The sequence below is a fragment of the Streptomyces sp. NPDC051822 genome (genome assembly GCF_044452745.1).
In the GTDB taxonomy this organism is placed as follows: domain Bacteria; phylum Actinomycetota; class Actinomycetes; order Streptomycetales; family Streptomycetaceae; genus Streptomyces.
This window is the reverse complement of sequence record NZ_JBITBZ010000008.1, coordinates 352,072-368,910: the sequence shown is the minus strand read 5'-3', so window position 1 is coordinate 368,910 and position 16,839 is coordinate 352,072. Positions and strand designations below refer to the sequence as shown.

General features: G+C 70.3%; 17 protein-coding genes. 4 read left to right on the top strand and 13 right to left on the bottom strand.

The genetic code is table 11. The features are described 5' to 3' along the window. Positions 1-3: 3 nt before the first annotated feature. Genes nuoK through ACIA8N_RS25020 form a run of 11 tightly spaced genes read right to left on the bottom strand, consistent with a single transcriptional unit; the run spans position 4 to position 10,594 of the window. Complete coding sequence (gene nuoK / locus ACIA8N_RS25070) at positions 4-303, bottom strand: NADH-quinone oxidoreductase subunit NuoK (protein WP_030549909.1); 300 nt, start codon at positions 301-303, stop codon at positions 4-6. Then, the gene (locus ACIA8N_RS25065; protein WP_365786579.1) at positions 300-1,127 is read right to left on the bottom strand and encodes an NADH-quinone oxidoreductase subunit J; all 828 of its coding nucleotides are present in this window, start codon (positions 1,125-1,127) and stop codon (positions 300-302) included. Before ACIA8N_RS25065 ends, nuoK begins: the two co-directional genes overlap by 4 nt. After that, positions 1,124-1,720, bottom strand: a complete 597-nt coding sequence (nuoI, locus tag ACIA8N_RS25060; protein ID WP_399416786.1) for an NADH-quinone oxidoreductase subunit NuoI — start codon at positions 1,718-1,720, stop codon at positions 1,124-1,126. Before nuoI ends, ACIA8N_RS25065 begins: the two co-directional genes overlap by 4 nt. Beyond that, positions 1,695-3,059 carry an NADH-quinone oxidoreductase subunit NuoH gene (nuoH, locus tag ACIA8N_RS25055; RefSeq protein WP_030549913.1) on the bottom strand — a complete coding sequence of 455 codons (1,365 nt, stop codon included), beginning with the start codon at positions 3,057-3,059 and terminating at the stop codon, positions 1,695-1,697. Before nuoH ends, nuoI begins: the two co-directional genes overlap by 26 nt. Continuing rightward, on the bottom strand, positions 3,056-5,533 hold the full coding sequence (locus tag ACIA8N_RS25050; RefSeq protein ID WP_365786583.1) for an NADH-quinone oxidoreductase subunit G: 2,478 nt from the start codon (positions 5,531-5,533) through the stop codon (positions 3,056-3,058). The genes nuoH and ACIA8N_RS25050 overlap by 4 nt, the downstream gene beginning before the upstream one ends. Next, on the bottom strand, positions 5,530-6,882 hold the full coding sequence (nuoF, locus tag ACIA8N_RS25045) for an NADH-quinone oxidoreductase subunit NuoF (RefSeq protein ID WP_365786585.1): 1,353 nt from the start codon (positions 6,880-6,882) through the stop codon (positions 5,530-5,532). Before nuoF ends, ACIA8N_RS25050 begins: the two co-directional genes overlap by 4 nt. Beyond that, a complete protein-coding gene (gene nuoE / locus ACIA8N_RS25040) occupies positions 6,879-7,619 on the bottom strand; it encodes an NADH-quinone oxidoreductase subunit NuoE (protein ID WP_365786587.1) in 741 nt (246 codons plus the stop codon). The genes nuoF and nuoE overlap by 4 nt, the downstream gene beginning before the upstream one ends. Then, positions 7,616-8,938, bottom strand: a complete 1,323-nt coding sequence (locus ACIA8N_RS25035; protein ID WP_365786589.1) for an NADH-quinone oxidoreductase subunit D — start codon at positions 8,936-8,938, stop codon at positions 7,616-7,618. Before ACIA8N_RS25035 ends, nuoE begins: the two co-directional genes overlap by 4 nt. Then, positions 8,935-9,666 (bottom strand): NADH-quinone oxidoreductase subunit C, encoded by a 732-nt coding sequence (locus tag ACIA8N_RS25030; protein ID WP_365786591.1) that lies wholly within the window; start codon positions 9,664-9,666, stop codon positions 8,935-8,937. The genes ACIA8N_RS25035 and ACIA8N_RS25030 overlap by 4 nt, the downstream gene beginning before the upstream one ends. Continuing rightward, entirely contained in the window at positions 9,663-10,217 is a 555-nt protein-coding gene (locus tag ACIA8N_RS25025; protein ID WP_024756031.1) for an NADH-quinone oxidoreductase subunit B family protein, read from the bottom strand. Before ACIA8N_RS25025 ends, ACIA8N_RS25030 begins: the two co-directional genes overlap by 4 nt. A 17-nt stretch (positions 10,218-10,234) precedes the next feature. Next, positions 10,235-10,594: an NADH-quinone oxidoreductase subunit A gene (locus ACIA8N_RS25020; RefSeq protein WP_019888619.1), complete on the bottom strand. Its 360-nt coding sequence runs from the start codon at positions 10,592-10,594 to the stop codon at positions 10,235-10,237. 670 nt (positions 10,595-11,264) lie between these two features. Here ACIA8N_RS25020 and ACIA8N_RS25015 point away from each other — a divergent pair. Next, positions 11,265-12,149 carry a C40 family peptidase gene (locus ACIA8N_RS25015; protein ID WP_365786594.1) on the top strand — a complete coding sequence of 295 codons (885 nt, stop codon included), beginning with the start codon at positions 11,265-11,267 and terminating at the stop codon, positions 12,147-12,149. Between the two features lie 86 nt (positions 12,150-12,235). Here the strand turns inward: ACIA8N_RS25015 and ACIA8N_RS25010 are convergent, their stop codons facing one another. After that, entirely contained in the window at positions 12,236-13,522 is a 1,287-nt protein-coding gene (locus ACIA8N_RS25010) for a geranylgeranyl reductase family protein (protein WP_365786596.1), read from the bottom strand. A gap of 146 nt (positions 13,523-13,668) precedes the next feature. On the opposite strand from ACIA8N_RS25010, the gene ACIA8N_RS25005 reads away from it, so the two are divergent. Further along, positions 13,669-14,415 carry a peptidase inhibitor family I36 protein gene (locus ACIA8N_RS25005; RefSeq protein ID WP_365786598.1) on the top strand — a complete coding sequence of 249 codons (747 nt, stop codon included), beginning with the start codon at positions 13,669-13,671 and terminating at the stop codon, positions 14,413-14,415. After that, positions 14,412-15,806 (top strand): phosphodiester glycosidase family protein, encoded by a 1,395-nt coding sequence (locus ACIA8N_RS25000; RefSeq protein WP_365786600.1) that lies wholly within the window; start codon positions 14,412-14,414, stop codon positions 15,804-15,806. The genes ACIA8N_RS25005 and ACIA8N_RS25000 overlap by 4 nt, the downstream gene beginning before the upstream one ends. Before the next feature lie 40 nt (positions 15,807-15,846). Here ACIA8N_RS25000 and ACIA8N_RS24995 read toward each other — a convergent pair whose 3' ends face one another. Beyond that, positions 15,847-16,539 carry a demethylmenaquinone methyltransferase gene (locus ACIA8N_RS24995; protein WP_030214542.1) on the bottom strand — a complete coding sequence of 231 codons (693 nt, stop codon included), beginning with the start codon at positions 16,537-16,539 and terminating at the stop codon, positions 15,847-15,849. Between the two features lie 76 nt (positions 16,540-16,615). On the opposite strand from ACIA8N_RS24995, the gene ACIA8N_RS24990 reads away from it, so the two are divergent. Then, entirely contained in the window at positions 16,616-16,834 is a 219-nt protein-coding gene (locus ACIA8N_RS24990; RefSeq protein WP_365786602.1) for a hypothetical protein, read from the top strand. Positions 16,835-16,839: the final 5 nt, after the last annotated feature.

Below are 16,839 nucleotides of genomic sequence, written 5' to 3'. Positions count from 1 at the left end.
CCCTCACAGCTTCATCAGGCTTGCGTCGTCGACCGAGGCCGAGTGGCGGGCACGGAAGACGGACACGATGATCGCGAGCCCGACGACGACCTCCGCGGCGGCGACGACCATCGTGAAGAACGCGAAGATCTGGCCGTCGAGGTTTCCGTGCATACGGGAGAAGGCGACGAACGCGAGGTTGCAGGCGTTGAGCATCAGCTCGACGCACATGAAGACCACGATCGCGTTGCGCCGGATCAGCACCCCGGCCGCACCGATGGTGAACAGCAGGGCGGCGAGGTACAGGTAGTTGACGGGGTTCACCGGGTGGCCTCCTCTTCGTCCCGGTCGCGGCCGAGCCGCTCCTCGGAGCGCTGCTCCAGGGCCTTGAGGTCGGCGAGGGCCTCGGCGGACACGTCCCGGACCTGGCCCCGCTTGCGCAGGGTCTGCATGACGGTCAGCTCCGAGGGAGTGCCGTCGGGCAGCAGACCGGGGATGTCCACGGCGTTGTGCCGGGCGTAGACGCCGGGCGCGGGCAGCGGCGGCACGTGCTTGCCCTCGCGTACGCGCTGCTCGGACAGCTCGCGCTGGCTGCGGGCCCGCTCGGTGCGCTCGCGGTGGGTGAGCACCATCGCGCCGACGGCGGCGGTGATGAGGAGCGCGCCGGTGATCTCGAAGGCGAAGACGTACTTGGTGAAGATGAGGGCGGCGAGACCCTCTACGTTCCCGCCGTACGCGCTGTTGGCGGCGCCGAGTCCGGCGAACTCCGTCAGGGAGGCGTTCCCGATGCCGCCGGCGAGGAGGATGCCGAAGCCGAGGCCGCAGGCGGCGGCCCACCAGCGCTGGCCCTTGAGGGTCTCCTTCAGCGAGTCCGCGGCCGTGACGCCGACCAGCATGACGACGAAGAGGAAGAGCATCATGATCGCGCCGGTGTAGACGACGATCTGGACGATGCCGAGGAAGTACGCCCCGTTGGCCAGGTAGAAGACCGCCAGGATGATCATCGTCCCGGCGAGGCAGAGCGCCGAGTGCACGGCCCGCCTCATCAGGATCGTGCCGAGCGCGCCCGCGACGGCGACGGTGCCGAGGACCCAGAACTGGAAGGCCTCACCGCCCGACGTCGCGTACGCCGCGAGTTCGGCGCTCATGCGTCCACCTCTTCCGACTCGCCCGTCTCCCCCTTGGACACGGCCACCTGGGGGACGGTCCCGGGCGCGGCCTCGGTGACGAGGCCCCGGTAGTAGTCCTGCTCGGTCATGCCGGGGAAGATCGCGTGCGGGGTGTCCACCATGGTCTCCTCGAGTCCCGCGAGGAGCTGCTCCTTGGTGTAGATCAGGTTCGCGCGGGAGGAGTCGGCCAGCTCGAACTCGTTGGTCATCGTCAGCGCCCGCGTGGGGCAGGCCTCGATGCACAGCCCGCACAGGATGCAGCGGGCGTAGTTGATCTGGTAGACGCGGCCGTAGCGCTCACCGGGCGAGTAGCGCTCCTCGTCCGTGTTCTCCGCGCCCTCCACGTAGATGGCGTCGGCCGGACAGGCCCAGGCGCACAGCTCACAGCCGACGCACTTCTCCAGCCCGTCGGGGTGACGGTTGAGCTGGTGCCGGCCGTGGAAGCGGGGCGCCGTCGTCTTCTGCTGCTCCGGGTACTGCTCGGTCAGCCGCTTCTTGAACATGGCCTTGAAGGTCACGCCGAAGCCGGCCACCGGATTCTGGAAGTCAGACACCGTCCGTCTCCTTTCCATCACTCGCAGTAGCAGTATCGGGGGCGCCACTGACAACGAGGTCCCGGTCGTGCCGGGGCCTGCGCCGGGGCACGGGCGGCAGGGACTGTCCGGGCTTGGGCGGTACGGGGAAGCCGCCGGCCATCGGGTCGAAGGCGGGCTCGTCGGCCGGACCGGCCGCCGCGGACGCCTTGGCCTTCCGGTCGCGGAACACGTCGACCACGAAGGACAGCAGCAGCAGTCCGAGGACGGCTCCGGCCACGTAGAGCACGATGTTGGTGAACGCGATGTTCTCGTTGCGCAGCGCCCGGACGGTGGCGACCAGCATGAGCCAGACCACGGAGACCGGGATGAGGACCTTCCAGCCGAGCTTCATCAGCTGGTCGTAGCGGACACGGGGCAGGGTGCCGCGGAGCCAGATGAAGAAGAACAGCAGCAGCTGCACCTTGAGGACGAACCAGAGCATCGGCCACCAGCCGTGGTTCGCGCCCTCCCAGAAGGTGGACACCGGGTACGGGGCCCGCCAGCCGCCCAGGAAGAGGGTCACCGACACCGCCGAGACCGTCACCATGTTCACGTACTCGGCGAGCATGAACATCGCGAACTTGATGGAGGAGTACTCGGTGTTGAAGCCGCCGACGAGGTCGCCCTCGGACTCCGGCATGTCGAAGGGGGCGCGGTTGGTCTCGCCGACCATCGTGACGATGTAGATGATGAACGACACCGGCAGCAGGATGATGAACCAGCGGTCCGCCTGCGCCTCGACGATCGCCGAGGTCGACATCGACCCGGAGTAGAGGAAGACGGAGGCGAAGGCCGCGCCCATGGCGATCTCGTACGAGATCATCTGCGCGCAGGAGCGCAGGCCGCCGAGGAGCGGGTACGTGGAGCCGGAGGACCAGCCGGCGAGGACGATGCCGTAGATGCCGACCGAGGCGATGGCCAGGACGTACAGCATCGCGATCGGCAGGTCGGTGAGCTGCATCGCGGTGCGGTGGCCGAAGATCGAGACCTCGTTGCCCGCCGGGCCGAAGGGGATCACGGCGATCGCCATGAACGCGGGGATCGCGGCGATGATCGGGGCGAGGACGTAGACGACCTTGTCGGCCTTCTTGACGATCACGTCCTCCTTGAGCATCAGCTTGATGCCGTCCGCGAGGGACTGGAGGAGGCCCCAGGGGCCGTGCCGGTTGGGGCCGACGCGCAGCTGCATCCAGGCGACGACCTTGCGCTCCCACACGATGGAGAAGAGCACGGTGACCATCAGGAAGGCGAAGCAGAAGACCGCCTTGATCAGGACGAGCCACCAGGGGTCCGTGCCGAACATGGACAGGTCTTCGGCAGCGAGGAGGGTGTTCATGCCTGGACCTCCTTCGTGGTGACCGCGCCGATGCGGACCAGGTCGCCGGGGTGGGCGCCGGTGTCGGAGAGGACGCCGCGGCCCGCCGAGTTCAGCGGGAGCCAGACCACGCGGTCGGGCATCTCGGTGACCTGGAGCGGGAAGGCGACCGAGCCGGCGGGGCCGGTCACCTCCAGGACGTCGCCGTCCTTGACGCCGGTGTCGGCGGCGGTGGCGGCGGAGAGCCGGGCGACCGCCGCGTGCCGGGTGCCGGCCAGGGCGGTGTCGCCCTCCTGGAGGCGGCCCAGGTCGAGCAGGAGCCGGTGCCCCGCGAGGACGGCCTCGCCGTCGCCGGCCCTCGGCGCGGCCTGGCCGGGTTCGACGGGCTCGGAGGCCCGCTCCTCCGTCCAGCCGCCGAGCCGGTCCAGTTCCCGGCGTACGGCCCTGAGGTCGGGCAGCGCCAGGTGGACGTCGAGGGCGTCGGCGAGCATGTGGAGCACGCGCGCGTCGCCCGGGGCGACGGGCCGGGTCATCTGCTCGGGCTTGAGCGCGGCCTCGAAGAGCCGTGCCCTGCCCTCCCAGTTGAGGAAGGTGCCGGGCTTCTCGGCGACGGCGGCGACCGGGAGGACGACGTCGGCGCGCTCGGTGACCTCGCTGGGCCGCAGCTCCAGGGAGACCACGAAGGCCGCTTCGAGGGCCTCACGCGCGCGTGCCGGGTCGGGCAGGTCGGCGACCTCGACGCCGCCGACGAGCAGGGCGCCGAGTTCGCCGGTGGCGGCGGCCTCGATCATCTGGCCGGTGTCGCGCCCGTAGCGGTGCGGGAGTTCGCGGACGCCCCAGGCGGCGGCGACCTCCTCACGCGCGCGGGGGTGGGTCGCGGGCCGGCCGCCGGGCAGCAGCGCCGGGAGCGCACCCGCCTCGACGGCTCCGCGTTCGCCGGCGCGGCGCGGGATCCACACGAGGCGGGCGCCGGTGGCGGCCGAGGCGCGCAGGGCGGCGGTGAGGGCGCCGGGGACGCCCGCGAGCCGCTCGCCGACGGCGATGACGGCGCCCTCCTGGCGGAGGGCCTGGGCGGCGGCGAGGCCGTCGCCCTCCAGGCCGACCCGGGAGGTCAGCGCGTCGAGCCACTCGGTCTCGGTGCCGGGGGCGGCGGGCAGCAGGGTGCCGCCCGCCTTCTCCAGGCCCCGGGTCGCGAAGGCGGCGACCGCGTAGGTCTTCTGGCCCTTCTTCCGCCAGGCCTTGCGGAGCCGCAGGAAGACGCCGGGGGCCTCCTCCTCGGCCTCCAGGCCGACGAGGAGCACCGCGGGGGCGGCTTCGAGCGAGGTGTACGTGACGCCCGTGCCGTCCAGGTCGCGGCCCCGTCCGGCGACGGCGGAGGCCAGGAAGTCGGCCTCCTCGCCGGAGTGGACGCGGGCCCGGAAGTCGACGTCGTTGGTGTCGAGGGCGACCCGGGCGAACTTGGCGTACGCGTAGGAGTCCTCGACGGTCAGCCTGCCGCCGGTGAGGACGCCGGTCCGGCCGCGGACGAGCCCGCGGGCGGCGGCCTCCAGGGCCTCGGGCCAGGAGGCGGGCTCCAGTTCACCGGTGCCGGGGTTGCGGACGAGGGGGGTGGCGAGCCGGTCGCGCTGCTGGGCGTACCGGAAGCCGAAGCGGCCCTTGTCGCAGATCCACTCCTCGTTCACCTCCGGGTCCTCGGCGGCGAGCCGCCGCATGACCTTGCCGCGCCGGTGGTCGGTGCGGGTGGCGCAGCCGCCCGCGCAGTGCTCGCACACCGACGGGGAGGAGACCAGGTCGAAGGGGCGGGAGCGGAAGCGGTAGGCGGCCGAGGTGAGGGCGCCGACCGGGCAGATCTGGATGGTGTTGCCGGAGAAGTACGACTCGAAGGGGTCGCCCTCGCCGGTGCCGACCTGCTGGAGCGCGCCGCGCTCGACCAGTTCGATCATCGGGTCGCCCGCGACCTGGTTGGAGAAGCGGGTGCAGCGGGCGCAGAGCACGCACCGCTCGCGGTCGAGCAGCACCTGGGTGGAGAGCGGGATCGGCTTCTCGTACGTCCGCTTGACGCCGTCGAAGCGGGACTCGGACTGCCCGTGGGACATGGCCTGGTTCTGCAGGGGGCATTCGCCGCCCTTGTCGCAGACGGGGCAGTCCAGCGGGTGGTTGATGAGCAGCAGCTCCATCACGCCGTGCTGGGCCTTCTCGGCCACGGGCGAGGTGAGCTGGGACTTCACCACCATGCCGTCGGTGCAGGTGATGGTGCAGGAGGCCATGGGCTTGCGCTGGCCCTCGACCTCGACGATGCACTGGCGGCAGGCGCCGGCGGGGTCGAGGAGCGGGTGGTCGCAGAAGCGCGGGATCTCGATGCCGAGCTGTTCGGCGGCGCGGATGACGAGCGTCCCCTTGGGGACGGAGATCTCGGCGCCGTCGATGGTCAGCGTGACGAGGTCCTCTGGCGGTACCGGGGTGCCGCCCGCCGGGCCGGCCGTGGTGACCGTCATGCCGTCACCTCCTTGTGGTTGTCCGCCCAGGCGGTCGACTTGGCGGGGTCGAAGGGGCAGCCCCGGCCGGTGATGTGCTGCTCGTACTCCGCGCGGAAGTACTTGAGCGAGGAGAAGATCGGCGAGGCGGCGCCGTCGCCGAGGGCGCAGAACGACTTGCCGTTGATGTTGTCGGCGATGTCGTTGAGCTTGTCGAGGTCGGACATCTGTCCCCGCCCGGCCTCGATGTCGCGGAGCAGCTGGACGAGCCAGTACGTGCCTTCGCGGCAGGGGGTGCACTTGCCGCAGGACTCGTGGGCGTAGAACTCGGTCCAGCGGGTGACGGCCCGGACGACGCAGGTGGTCTCGTCGAAGCACTGGAGCGCCTTGGTGCCGAGCATGGATCCGGCGGCGCCGACGCCCTCGTAGTCGAGGGGCACGTCGAGGTGCTCGTCGGTGAACATGGGGGTGGAGGAGCCGCCGGGGGTCCAGAACTTGAGGCGGTGGCCGGGGCGCATGCCGCCGCTCATGTCGAGGAGCTGGCGCAGGGTGATGCCGAGGGGTGCCTCGTACTGGCCGGGCGAGGCGACGTGCCCGCTCAGCGAGTAGAGCGTGAAGCCCGGGGACTTCTCGCTGCCCATCGAGGTGAACCACTCCTTGCCCTTGTTGAGGATCGCGGGAACGGACGCGATGGACTCGACGTTGTTCACGACGGTGGGGCAGGCGTACAGGCCGGCGACGGCGGGGAAGGGCGGGCGCAGCCGGGGCTGGCCGCGGCGCCCTTCGAGGGAGTCGAGCAGCGCGGTCTCCTCACCGCAGATGTACGCGCCGGCGCCGGCGTGCACGGTGAGTTCGAGGTCGAGTCCGCTGCCGAGGACGTTCGTGCCGAGGTATCCGGCGGCGTAGGCCTCGCGGACGGCCTCGTGGAGGCGGCGCAGGACGGGGACGACCTCGCCGCGCAGGTAGATGAAGGCGTGGTTCGAGCGGATCGCGTAGCAGGCGATCACGATGCCCTCGATGAGGGAGTGCGGGTTGGCGAAGAGGAGGGGGATGTCCTTGCAGGTGCCGGGCTCGGACTCGTCGGCGTTGACGACGAGGTAGTGCGGCTTGCCGTCGCCCTGCGGGATGAACTGCCACTTCATGCCGGTGGGGAAGCCCGCGCCGCCGCGTCCGCGGAGGCCGGATTCCTTGACGTACGCGATGAGGTCGTCGGGACTCATCGCGAGGGCTTTCCTGAGGCCCCGGTATCCCTCGTGGCGCTCGTAGGTCTCCAGGGTCCAGGAGTCGGGCTGGTCCCAGAAGGCCGAGAGGACGGGTGCGAGAAGCTTCTCGGGGCTGCTGTTGTTGATCTCGGCGGCCAAGGTCATCACTCCCCCTCCTGACCGGAGGATTCACCGCGCGGGTGGACGATTCGGTGGTGGGGGCTCTCGCCCTTGGCCAGGCGCAGTCCGACGAGCGAGGCCGGGCCCGCGCCGCCGGTGGCCTCGACGGCGCCGGGGCGCTCGTCGGGGAAGCCGGCCAGGATGCGGGCGGTCTCCTTGAAGGAGCAGAGCGGGGCGCCCCGGGTGGGTTCGACGGTCCGGCCGGCCCGCAGGTCGTCGACCATCCGCTTGGCGGACTCGGGGGTCTGGTTGTCGAAGAACTCCCAGTTGACCATCACCACGGGGGCGAAGTCGCAGGCCGCGTTGCACTCGATGTGTTCGAGGGTGATCTTGCCGTCCTCGGTCGTCTCGTCGTTGCCGACGCCGAGGTGGGCCTTCAGTTCCTCGAAGATGGCGTCGCCGCCCATGACCGCGCAGAGCGTGTTGGTGCAGACGCCGACCTGGTAGTCGCCGGAGGGCTTGCGCCGGTACATCGAGTAGAAGGTGGCGACGGCGGTGACCTCGGCGGTGGTGAGGCCGAGCAGGTCGGCGCAGAACCGCATACCGGTGCGGGTCACATGCCCCTCCTCCGACTGCACGAGGTGCAGCATCGGCAGGAGCGCGGAGCGGGAGTCGGGGTAGCGGGCGATGATCGCCCGCGCGTCCTCGGCCAGCCGGGCGTGGACCTCGGCCGGGAACGCGGGGGCGGGGAGCTGGGGCATCCCCAGGCTGACGTTCTCCGTCATCGGTCGACGCCTCCCATCACGGGGTCGATGGAGGCGACGGCGACGATGACGTCGGCGACCTGGCCGCCCTCGCACATCGCGGCCATGGCCTGGAGGTTGGTGAAGGACGGGTCGCGGAAGTGGACCCGGAAGGGGCGGGTGCCGCCGTCGGAGACGACGTGCACGCCGAGTTCGCCCTTGGGCGACTCGACGGCCGCGTAGGCCTGTCCCGCCGGGACCCGGAAGCCCTCGGTGACCAGCTTGAAGTGGTGGATCAGGGCCTCCATGGAGGTGCCCATGATCTTCGCGATGTGGTCGGTGGAGTTGCCGAGGCCGTCGGCGCCGAGCGCGAGCTGCGCGGGCCAGGCGATCTTCTTGTCGCCGACCATGACCGGGCCGGGCTCCAGGCGGTCGAGGCACTGCTCGACGATCCGGAGGGACTGCCGCATCTCCTCCAGGCGGACGAGGAAGCGTCCGTAGGAGTCGCAGGTGTCGGCGGTCGGGATGTCGAACTCGTAGTTCTCGTAGCCGCAGTACGGGTCGGTCTTGCGCAGGTCGTGCGGGAGGCCCGCGGAGCGCAGGATCGGTCCTGTGGCGCCGAGCGCCATGCAGCCGGTGAGGTCGAGGTGGCCGACGTCCTGCATGCGGGCCTTGAAGATGGGGTTGCCGGTGGCGAGCTTGTCGTACTCCGGCAGGTTCTTCCTCATGGTCTTCACGAACTCGCGGACGGCGTCGACGGCGCCGGGCGGCAGGTCCTGGGCGAGGCCGCCGGGGCGGATGAACGCGTGGTTCATGCGCAGGCCGGTGATCAGCTCGTACAGGTCCAGGATCATCTCGCGGTCCCGGAAGCCGTAGATCATGATCGTGGTGGCGCCGAGCTCCATGCCGCCGGTGGCGATGCACACCAGGTGGGAGGAGAGCCGGTTGAGCTCCATGAGGAGCACCCGGATGACGCTGGCCCGGTCCGGGATCTGGTCGGTGATGCCGAGCAGCTTCTCCACGCCGAGGCAGTACGCCGTCTCGTTGTAGAACGAGGTGAGGTAGTCCATGCGCGTGACGAAGGTGGTGCCCTGCGTCCAGGTCCGGTATTCGAGGTTCTTCTCGATGCCGGTGTGGAGGTAGCCGATGCCGCAGCGGGCCTCGGTGACGGTCTCGCCGTCGATCTCCAGGATGAGCCGGAGCACGCCGTGGGTGGACGGGTGCTGGGGGCCCATGTTGACGATGATGCGTTCGTCGTCGGCCTTGGCGGCGGACTGGACGACCTCTTCCCAGTCACCGCCGGTCACCGTGTAGACGGCGCCTTCTGTCGTCTCGCGGGGAGACGCGTGGGGAGTGGTCACGAGTACGACCTCCGCTGGTCCGGAGCCGGGATCTGGGCGCCCTTGTACTCGACGGCGATGCCGCCGAGGGGGTAGTCCTTGCGCTGCGGGTGCCCCTGCCAGTCGTCCGGCATCATGATCCGGGTGAGGGCGGGGTGGCCGTCGAAGACGATGCCGAAGAAGTCGTACGTCTCGCGCTCGTGCCAGTCGTTCGTCGGGTAGACGGCGACGAGCGACGGGATGCGCGGGTCGGCGTCGGGCGCCGAGACCTCCAGGCGGATCAGCCGGCCGTGGGTGAGCGAGCGCAGGTGGTAGACGGCGTGCAGCTCGCGGCCCTTGTCACCCGGGTAGTGGACGCCGGAGACGCCCGTGCACAGCTCGAAGCGGAGGGCGGGGTCGTCGCGCAGGGTGCGGGCCACACGGACGAGGTGCTCGCGCTCGATGTGGAAGGTGAGCTCGTCGCGGTCGACGACCGTCTTCTCGATGGCGTTGTCCGGGAGCAGGCCCTGCTCCTCTAGGGCGCCTTCGAGTTCGTCGGCGACCTCGTCGAACCAGCCGCCGTACGGGCGGGTGGCCGGGCCGGGGAGCCGGATCGAGCGGACGAGGCCGCCGTAGCCGGAGGTGTCGGCGCCGCTCTGGGCACCGAACATGCCGCGCTGGACGCGGACCTCCTCGCCGTGGTCCCCGCGCTGACCGGGCAGGTTCTGCTCGCTCAGCTCCTTCTCGGGGTTCGGGGTTTCGTCACTCAACGGAGCAGACCCTTCAACTCAATGGTCGGCAGCGCCTTGAGCGCCGCCTCCTCCGCCTCCCTGGCCGCCTCCTCGGCGTTCACGCCGAGCTTGGAGGTCTGGATCTTCTGGTGGAGCTTGAGGATCGCGTCGAGCAGCATCTCCGGGCGCGGCGGGCAGCCGGGCAGGTAGATGTCGACCGGCACGATGTGGTCGACGCCCTGGACGATCGCGTAGTTGTTGAACATGCCGCCCGAGGAGGCGCAGACGCCCATGGAGATGACCCACTTGGGGTTGGGCATCTGGTCGTAGACCTGCCTCAGGACGGGCGCCATCTTCTGGCTGACCCGGCCGGCCACGATCATCAGGTCGGCCTGGCGCGGCGAGCCGCGGAAGACCTCCATGCCGAAGCGGGCCAGGTCGTACCGGCCGGCTCCGGTGGTCATCATCTCGATGGCGCAGCAGGCGAGGCCGAAGGTCGCGGGGAACACGGACGCCTTGCGCACCCAGCCCGCGGCCTGTTCGACCGTCGTCAGCAGAAAGCCGCTCGGGAGTTTCTCTTCGAGTCCCATAGGTGCCCCTCAGCCCCTCAGTCCCATTCCAGGCCGCCGCGACGCCACACGTAGGCGTAGGCGACGAAGACGGTGAGCACGAAGAGCAGCATCTCCACGAGCCCGAAAAGCCCCAGGGCGTCGAAGGTGACGGCCCAGGGGTAGAGGAAGACGATCTCGATGTCGAAGACGATGAAGAGCATCGCCGTCAGGTAGTACTTGATCGGGAAGCGGCCGCCGCCAGCGGGAGTGGGTGTCGGCTCGATGCCGCACTCGTACGCCTCAAGTTTTGCCCTGTTGTACCGCTTTGGACCGATAAGCGTGGCCATGACCACGGAGAAGATCGCAAACCCCGCACCCAGGGCACCGAGCACGAGGACGGGCGCGTACGCATTCACGCTCCTCGCTCCTTCCAGTCGTCCTTGACCGTTGGACCGCACGGCCGGACCGTGAAAGATCGCCCCCATGTGAGGCAGTTCACAAGCCCGGCTGCCCCGCATCTTATGCCCGCCCCTCTGTGATCTGCGACACGGGGTGCAGCAAGGACTTTGTGATCTCCACCACCTGACGAAGGATCATGAAGTCGGATGAGCGGTGATCTTGTTGCGCGAAGCGCCCAGGTGATCACCAGATGTGACATCCGGACCGGAAATCGCTGATCGGAGGGGGTGTCGCACTATCAAGTGATGGTCAGTACAAGCAAATTGGCGATGGACGCATCCGGGTGATAAGGGACCCGCCCGTCGCCCGGTCGGGGGTCCCGGCGGACGGAGGTGGACGCGTGCGCGCTTTCACGAGCGTTCGTGAGACGATGATGTGACCTGCGCCACAAGCCGAGGGGTCCGGGAAAGCGGGGCTTGGCCACGGGTGTCAAGAGGTGGTAAGCGTCGGGCAATTCGGGCGTTTCAATGAAAACCCGTGATCAAGGGCCAGATGGATCCTGCCCGATATGCCCGTTACGGCGTCAATAAGGGCGCCTGGGAAGCGGATTAGGAGATTCCTGGGGCAACTGTGGCGCACCCCACGTTTCTTGAAGGGAACCGTGAAGCCCTGATAGCGGTTGTACTCATGTCCCACACCGCTCACATACCCAGCCACCGGAAGCCCCGCCGCAGCGCCTCGAAGCTCGCGCTGCGAGCCGGAGTTGCCGGTGGCGTCCTCGGCACCATCGCGGTGGCCGGTGCTGCCGGGCCGGCGAACGCCGAGCCGGTGACCGAGACCATCGAAATGCCCACCCTGGGCTCTCTCGAGTCCGGCGCCGGTCTCGCCAGCGCCGTCGCCGCCTCCGCCGAGGCCTCCCACCAGGAGGCGCTCGACCAGAGCCTCCAGGCGCAGGAGAACGCGGCGCTGCAGAAGGCCGCCAAGGAAGCCAAGAAGGCCAAGGCCGAGGCGGACCGCAAGGCCGCGGCCGAGCGCGCCGAGGAGGCCCGCCTCAAGGCCGAGCAGGAGCGCAAGGAGGCCGAGGAGCGCGCCTCCCGCGACCGTGAGCGCACCCGGCTCACCACGCAGTCCACGAGCTCGTCGAACGACAGCGGCTCCTCGTCGTCCTCCGACAGCGGCTCCACGGCCGGCTCCAGCACCGAGACGCAGGCCCCCTCCGGCTCCGCCGCCGCGATCGTGGCCTTCGCCCGTGCCCAGATCGGCGACGCGTACGTCTCCGGCGGCACCGGCCCCAACTCGTGGGACTGCTCGGGTCTCGTCCAGGCCGCCTACCGTGCGGCCGGCATCGACCTGCCCCGCATCTCGTACTCGCAGTCGAGCATGGGCACCTCCGTCTCCCTGAGCAACCTCCAGCCGGGCGACATCCTGTACTGGGGCAGCCGCAGCGGCTCGTACCACGTCGCCATCTACGTCGGCGGCGGCAACTACGTCGGCGCGCAGAACCCGTCCACGGGCGTCGTCGAGCGCTCCCTCGACTGGGACACCCCCTCGGGCGCCGTCCGGATCCTCTGATCCCGCACGAACCCGCGTAGGCACGAAGAAGGGCCGTCACTCCTCGGGGGAGAGACGGCCCTTCCTCGTACGCGCGGTCCCGGCGGTCAGGCCTTCGGGGCGACCTTCGACAGGCCGTTGATGATGCGGTCCATCGCGTCGCCGCCCGTCGGGTCCGTGAGGTTCGCCAGCATCTTCAGGGTGAACTTCATCAGGAGCGGGTGGGTCAGGCCGCGCTGGGTCGCGATCTTCATGACCTTCGGGTTGCCGATGAGCTTCACGAAGGCGCGGCCGAGCGTGTAGTAGCCGCCGTAGGTGTCCTTGAGGACCTGCGGGTAGTTCTGCAGGGCCAGTTCGCGCTGGGCCGGGGTGGTCCGGGCGTTCGCCTGGACGATGACGTCGGCCGCGATCTGTCCGGACTCCATGGCGTAGGCGATGCCCTCGCCGTTGAACGGGTTCACCAGGCCGCCCGCGTCGCCGACGAGCAGCAGGCCCTTGGTGTAGTGCGGCTGGCGGTTGAAGGCCATCGGGAGGGCGGCGCCGCGGATCGGCATCGTCATGTTGTTCGGGGTGAAGCCCCAGTCCTCCGGCATCGAGGCGCACCAGGCCTTGAGGACCTCGCGCCAGTCCAGCTCGCGGAAGGCCTTCGAGGAGTTGAGGATGCCGAGGCCGACGTTGGACGTGCCGTCGCCCATGCCGAAGACCCAGCCGTAGCCGGGCAGCAGACGGTCCTGCGGGCCGCGCCGGTCCCACAGCTCCAGCCAGGACTCCAGGTAGTCGTCGTCGTGGCGGGGCGAGGTGAAGTACGTGCGGACGGCGACGCCCATCGGCCGGTCCTCGCGCCGGTGCAGGCCCATGGCGAGGGAGATCCGGGTGGAGTTGCCGTCGGCGGCGACGACGAGCGGGGCGTGGAAGGTGACCTCGCGCTTCTCCTCGCCGAGCTTGGCGTGGACGCCGGTGATGCGGCCCGTACGGTCGTCGATGACCGGGGCGCCGACGTTGCAGCGCTCGTACAGGCGGGCGCCGGCCTTCTGCGCCTGGCGGGCCAGCTGCTCGTCGAAGTCGTCGCGCTTGCGGACGAGTCCGTAGTCCGGGTACGAGGCGAGTTCCGGCCAGTCCAGCTCCAGGCGGACGCCGCCGCCGATGATCCGCAGGCCCTTGTTGCGCAGCCAGCCGGCCTCTTCGGAGATGTCGATGCCCATGGAGACGAGCTGCTTGGTGGCGCGGGGGGTGAGGCCGTCGCCGCACACCTTCTCGCGGGGGAACGCGGTCTTCTCCAGGAGCAGGACGTCGAGTCCGGCCTTCGCGAGGTAGTACGCGGTGGTGGAGCCGGCCGGGCCCGCTCCGACGACGATGACGTCTGCGCTGTGCTCGGAGAGGGGCTGCTCGCTCACGGCGGTTTCTCCCGGTGGTTCGGCGATGAGGACGTGTCGAAGTCTATGGGGGGCGGTCGCTGCCGGACCGGAGGGTGTACCGCACGCCCTTTCCCTCTCGGCAGAATTCGATTTGTTGTTCGAAACCCGATGTCATGATCACCGGCGTGAACACACCAGGAACCTTCCGGCCACGCTGGGGCCTCGCCCTCGCCGCCGTCCTCACCCTCGTCTGCTCGGCCTTCCTCGTCCTGCCCGCGAGCGCCGACCCGGCCCCGTTCGACGACTGCCCGGCCGCGACGCTCTGCCTCTACTCGGGGCCCGACGGCACCGGCGAGCGGCGGGACTTCACCGAACTCCAGAACGCCGAGGCCTACGACGCGACCTGGGACGGCAGGACCCTGTCGGCGAAGAACAACACGGCGATGTGGGCCTGCGCCTACGTCGGCGCCGGGTACGGCGGCCTCTTCGAGACCGTCAAGCCGGGCAACGCCGACCAGTACACGACGGACCCCCGCTTCACCGGCACCCTCAGCGGCCACAAGCTGGTCCCGTCCCGCGCCCTCTGCTTCACCGGCTACGAGCGCTGCCCCGACGACCGGGTGTGCACCTTCAAGGAGCCGAACGGCCGGGGCGCGATGACCGTCCACGTCCCGACGACCGACCCCGCCACCCAGAGCCTCGGCAACAGCTACGGCACCGAGGCCGCGCCCCGGTCCGCCTGGAACCGGACGAAGAAGCACGTCTGCTTCTACCCGCAGCCGACGTTCACCGGCACCTGGGACGATCCCGCGAGCCTGCGGGAGTTCGGCGCGTACGTCATCCTGCGCGGCGACAGCACCACCGTCCCGGCGCCCTTCTCCGGCACCTTCCGCTCGCACGAGCTCGTCAACGGAACGGCGGAATGCGCGTGACCAGGCAGCACCGCCCCACGAAGAGCCGCACCTGGGTGGCCGCGGCCGCCGCACTCGGCGCCGCGCTCGCCCTCACCACCTCCTCCTCCGGCGCCGCGGAACCGGCCACGAGCCCGCTCGCCGCCTGGACCGCGGGGGCCCCCGTCACGGTCGCCGCCGGCGTCACCCGCACCACCTGGATCGAGACGGCCCCCGACAACCGCACCAAGGCCCGCGCCCTCCAGATCGTCGAGATCGACCCCGCCGCCGGGGCGGTCACACTGGAGAGCGCGATCGGCGCGAACGACTCCCTGGCCGAGACGCTCACCGAGCAGCTCGCCAAGGTCACGCCCGTCACCACCCGCCACCCGTGGGCGGGCGTCAACGGCGGCCTGTTCCAGCGGGAACCGGCGGGCGCCGGCGCCGAGTCCACCATCGTGCACACCAGCGTCACGGCCACCGACGGCGTCCTGCACAGCGCCGGCTGCTGGAGCGGCGGGAAGGGCAGCTCCGGTGCGGTCATCCAGTACGGCCTGCCGTACATCACCAAGCTCAGTACGCAGCAGAACCTCGTCGCGCCCTCGGGCGAGACCGTACGGATCGACGACTTCAACCGGGCGCCCGGCCGCGTCCCGCACTGCGCGCGCGACACCGACGACGTCCTGGTGACCGCGAAGCCCCCCGTCTACACCGACCCCAGCGAGATCGTCGTGTTCACCCACGACTACGGCGCTCCCGTCCCCGCCCCCGGAACCGACCCGGGCGTCGCCGCCACCATGGAGGAGGGCTTCGAGGTCGTCGTGGACGCGAACGGCGTCGTCACCCGGACCCGCGAGGGCCGCGGCGGGACCCTGGTCCCGGCCGGCGGGCGCGTGATCCAGGGCATCGGCACCGGGGCCCAGTGGCTCCGCGACCATCTCGTCCCCGGCGGCGCGGCGACGATCGACCAGAAGCTCCACGACGTGACCATGAAGCGGGACATCCCGCTGGACGCCTCGGTGGACGTCGTCAGCTCCTTCCACCAGCTCCTCCGCCACGGGGACATCCCCGCCGAGCTGGCCGACTCGTGCAGCGGCACGGAGACCGGAACCGACGGCACCACCCTGATCTGCACCGACTCACGCACGGCGCTCGGTACCAACGTCCGCGGCCGGCCGCTGCTCATCACCCTCACCGGGCAGGACAACGAGGACGGCGACTACCTGCAGAGCTTCGCCGCCCTCCTGGACTCCCCCGAGCTGGGGATCGTCGACGCCCTCAACCTCGACGGCGGCGGCTCCACGACCCTGCAGACGGGCACCCAGGTGCACACGCCGCCGACGGACCCCGAGGACGGCACGCTGGTCCACCGGGAAGTGGCGGACACGGTGTACACGGGCGTCGGCGGCTACGGCCTGTACGTGAAGCCGTGACGTAGCCCGTCGTCAGGCAGCGGCCGTCAGGCGGCTGCCTTCAGGCCTTGAAGCCCCGGTGGAGAGCCACGATCCCACCGGTCAGGTTCCGCCACGCCACCTTCGACCAGCCGGCCTTCTGGAGCATGCCCGCCAGGGTCGGCTGGTCCGGCCAGGACTGGATGGACTCCGCCAGGTACACGTACGCGTCGGGGTTGGAGGAGACCGCGCGCGCCACCGGCGGCAGCGCCCGCATCAGGTACTCCTCGTACACCGTGCGGAACGGCGCCCAGGTCGGGTGCGAGAACTCGGAGATGACGACCCGGCCGCCGGGCTTCGTCACCCGGTACAGCTCGCGCAGCGCCTGCTCGGTGTCCTGGATGTTGCGGAGTCCGAAGGAGATGGTGACGGCGTCGAAGACGTCGTCGCGGAAGGGCAGCCTCGTGCCGTCGCCGGCCGTGAACGGCATCCACGGGTGGCGCTTCTTGCCGACCTGGAGCATGCCGATCGAGAAGTCACAGGGCACGACGTACGCGCCCGCGCGCGCGAAGGGCTGCGACGAGGTGGCCGTGCCCGCCGCGAGGTCGAGGATCTTCTGCGCGGGACGGGCGTCGACCGCCTTGGCGACCTCCTTGCGCCAGCGCCGGTCCTGGCCCAGGGAGAGCACGTCGTTGGTGAGGTCGTAGTTCGCCGCCACGTCGTCGAACATCGAGGCGACTTCGTGCGGCTGCTTGTCCAGGGAAGCTCGGATCACCCCGCCATTGTGGCAGTCGCCGAAATCTCCTCTCGTACCGCTTCAACCTTTTCGGCGCGGCGGCGCTCAAGGACGGATGAGTGTGCGACACCCGGAGACGTCCGGCTCCTACCTGGACTTCCGCTACGGCGACAGCCGCGTCCTGCTCTCCGCCGATCCCGAGAAGGTGTCCGCGCCGGTGACACCGCGACAGCTCCTCGCCGTCGCCGAGGACCCGCGCTTCCTCGACCTGGTGCGGTACGCGGACGAGAACCCGGTCGAGACGATGGCGCCCCCGGCGGTCGAGGGCGGCTGAGCGGG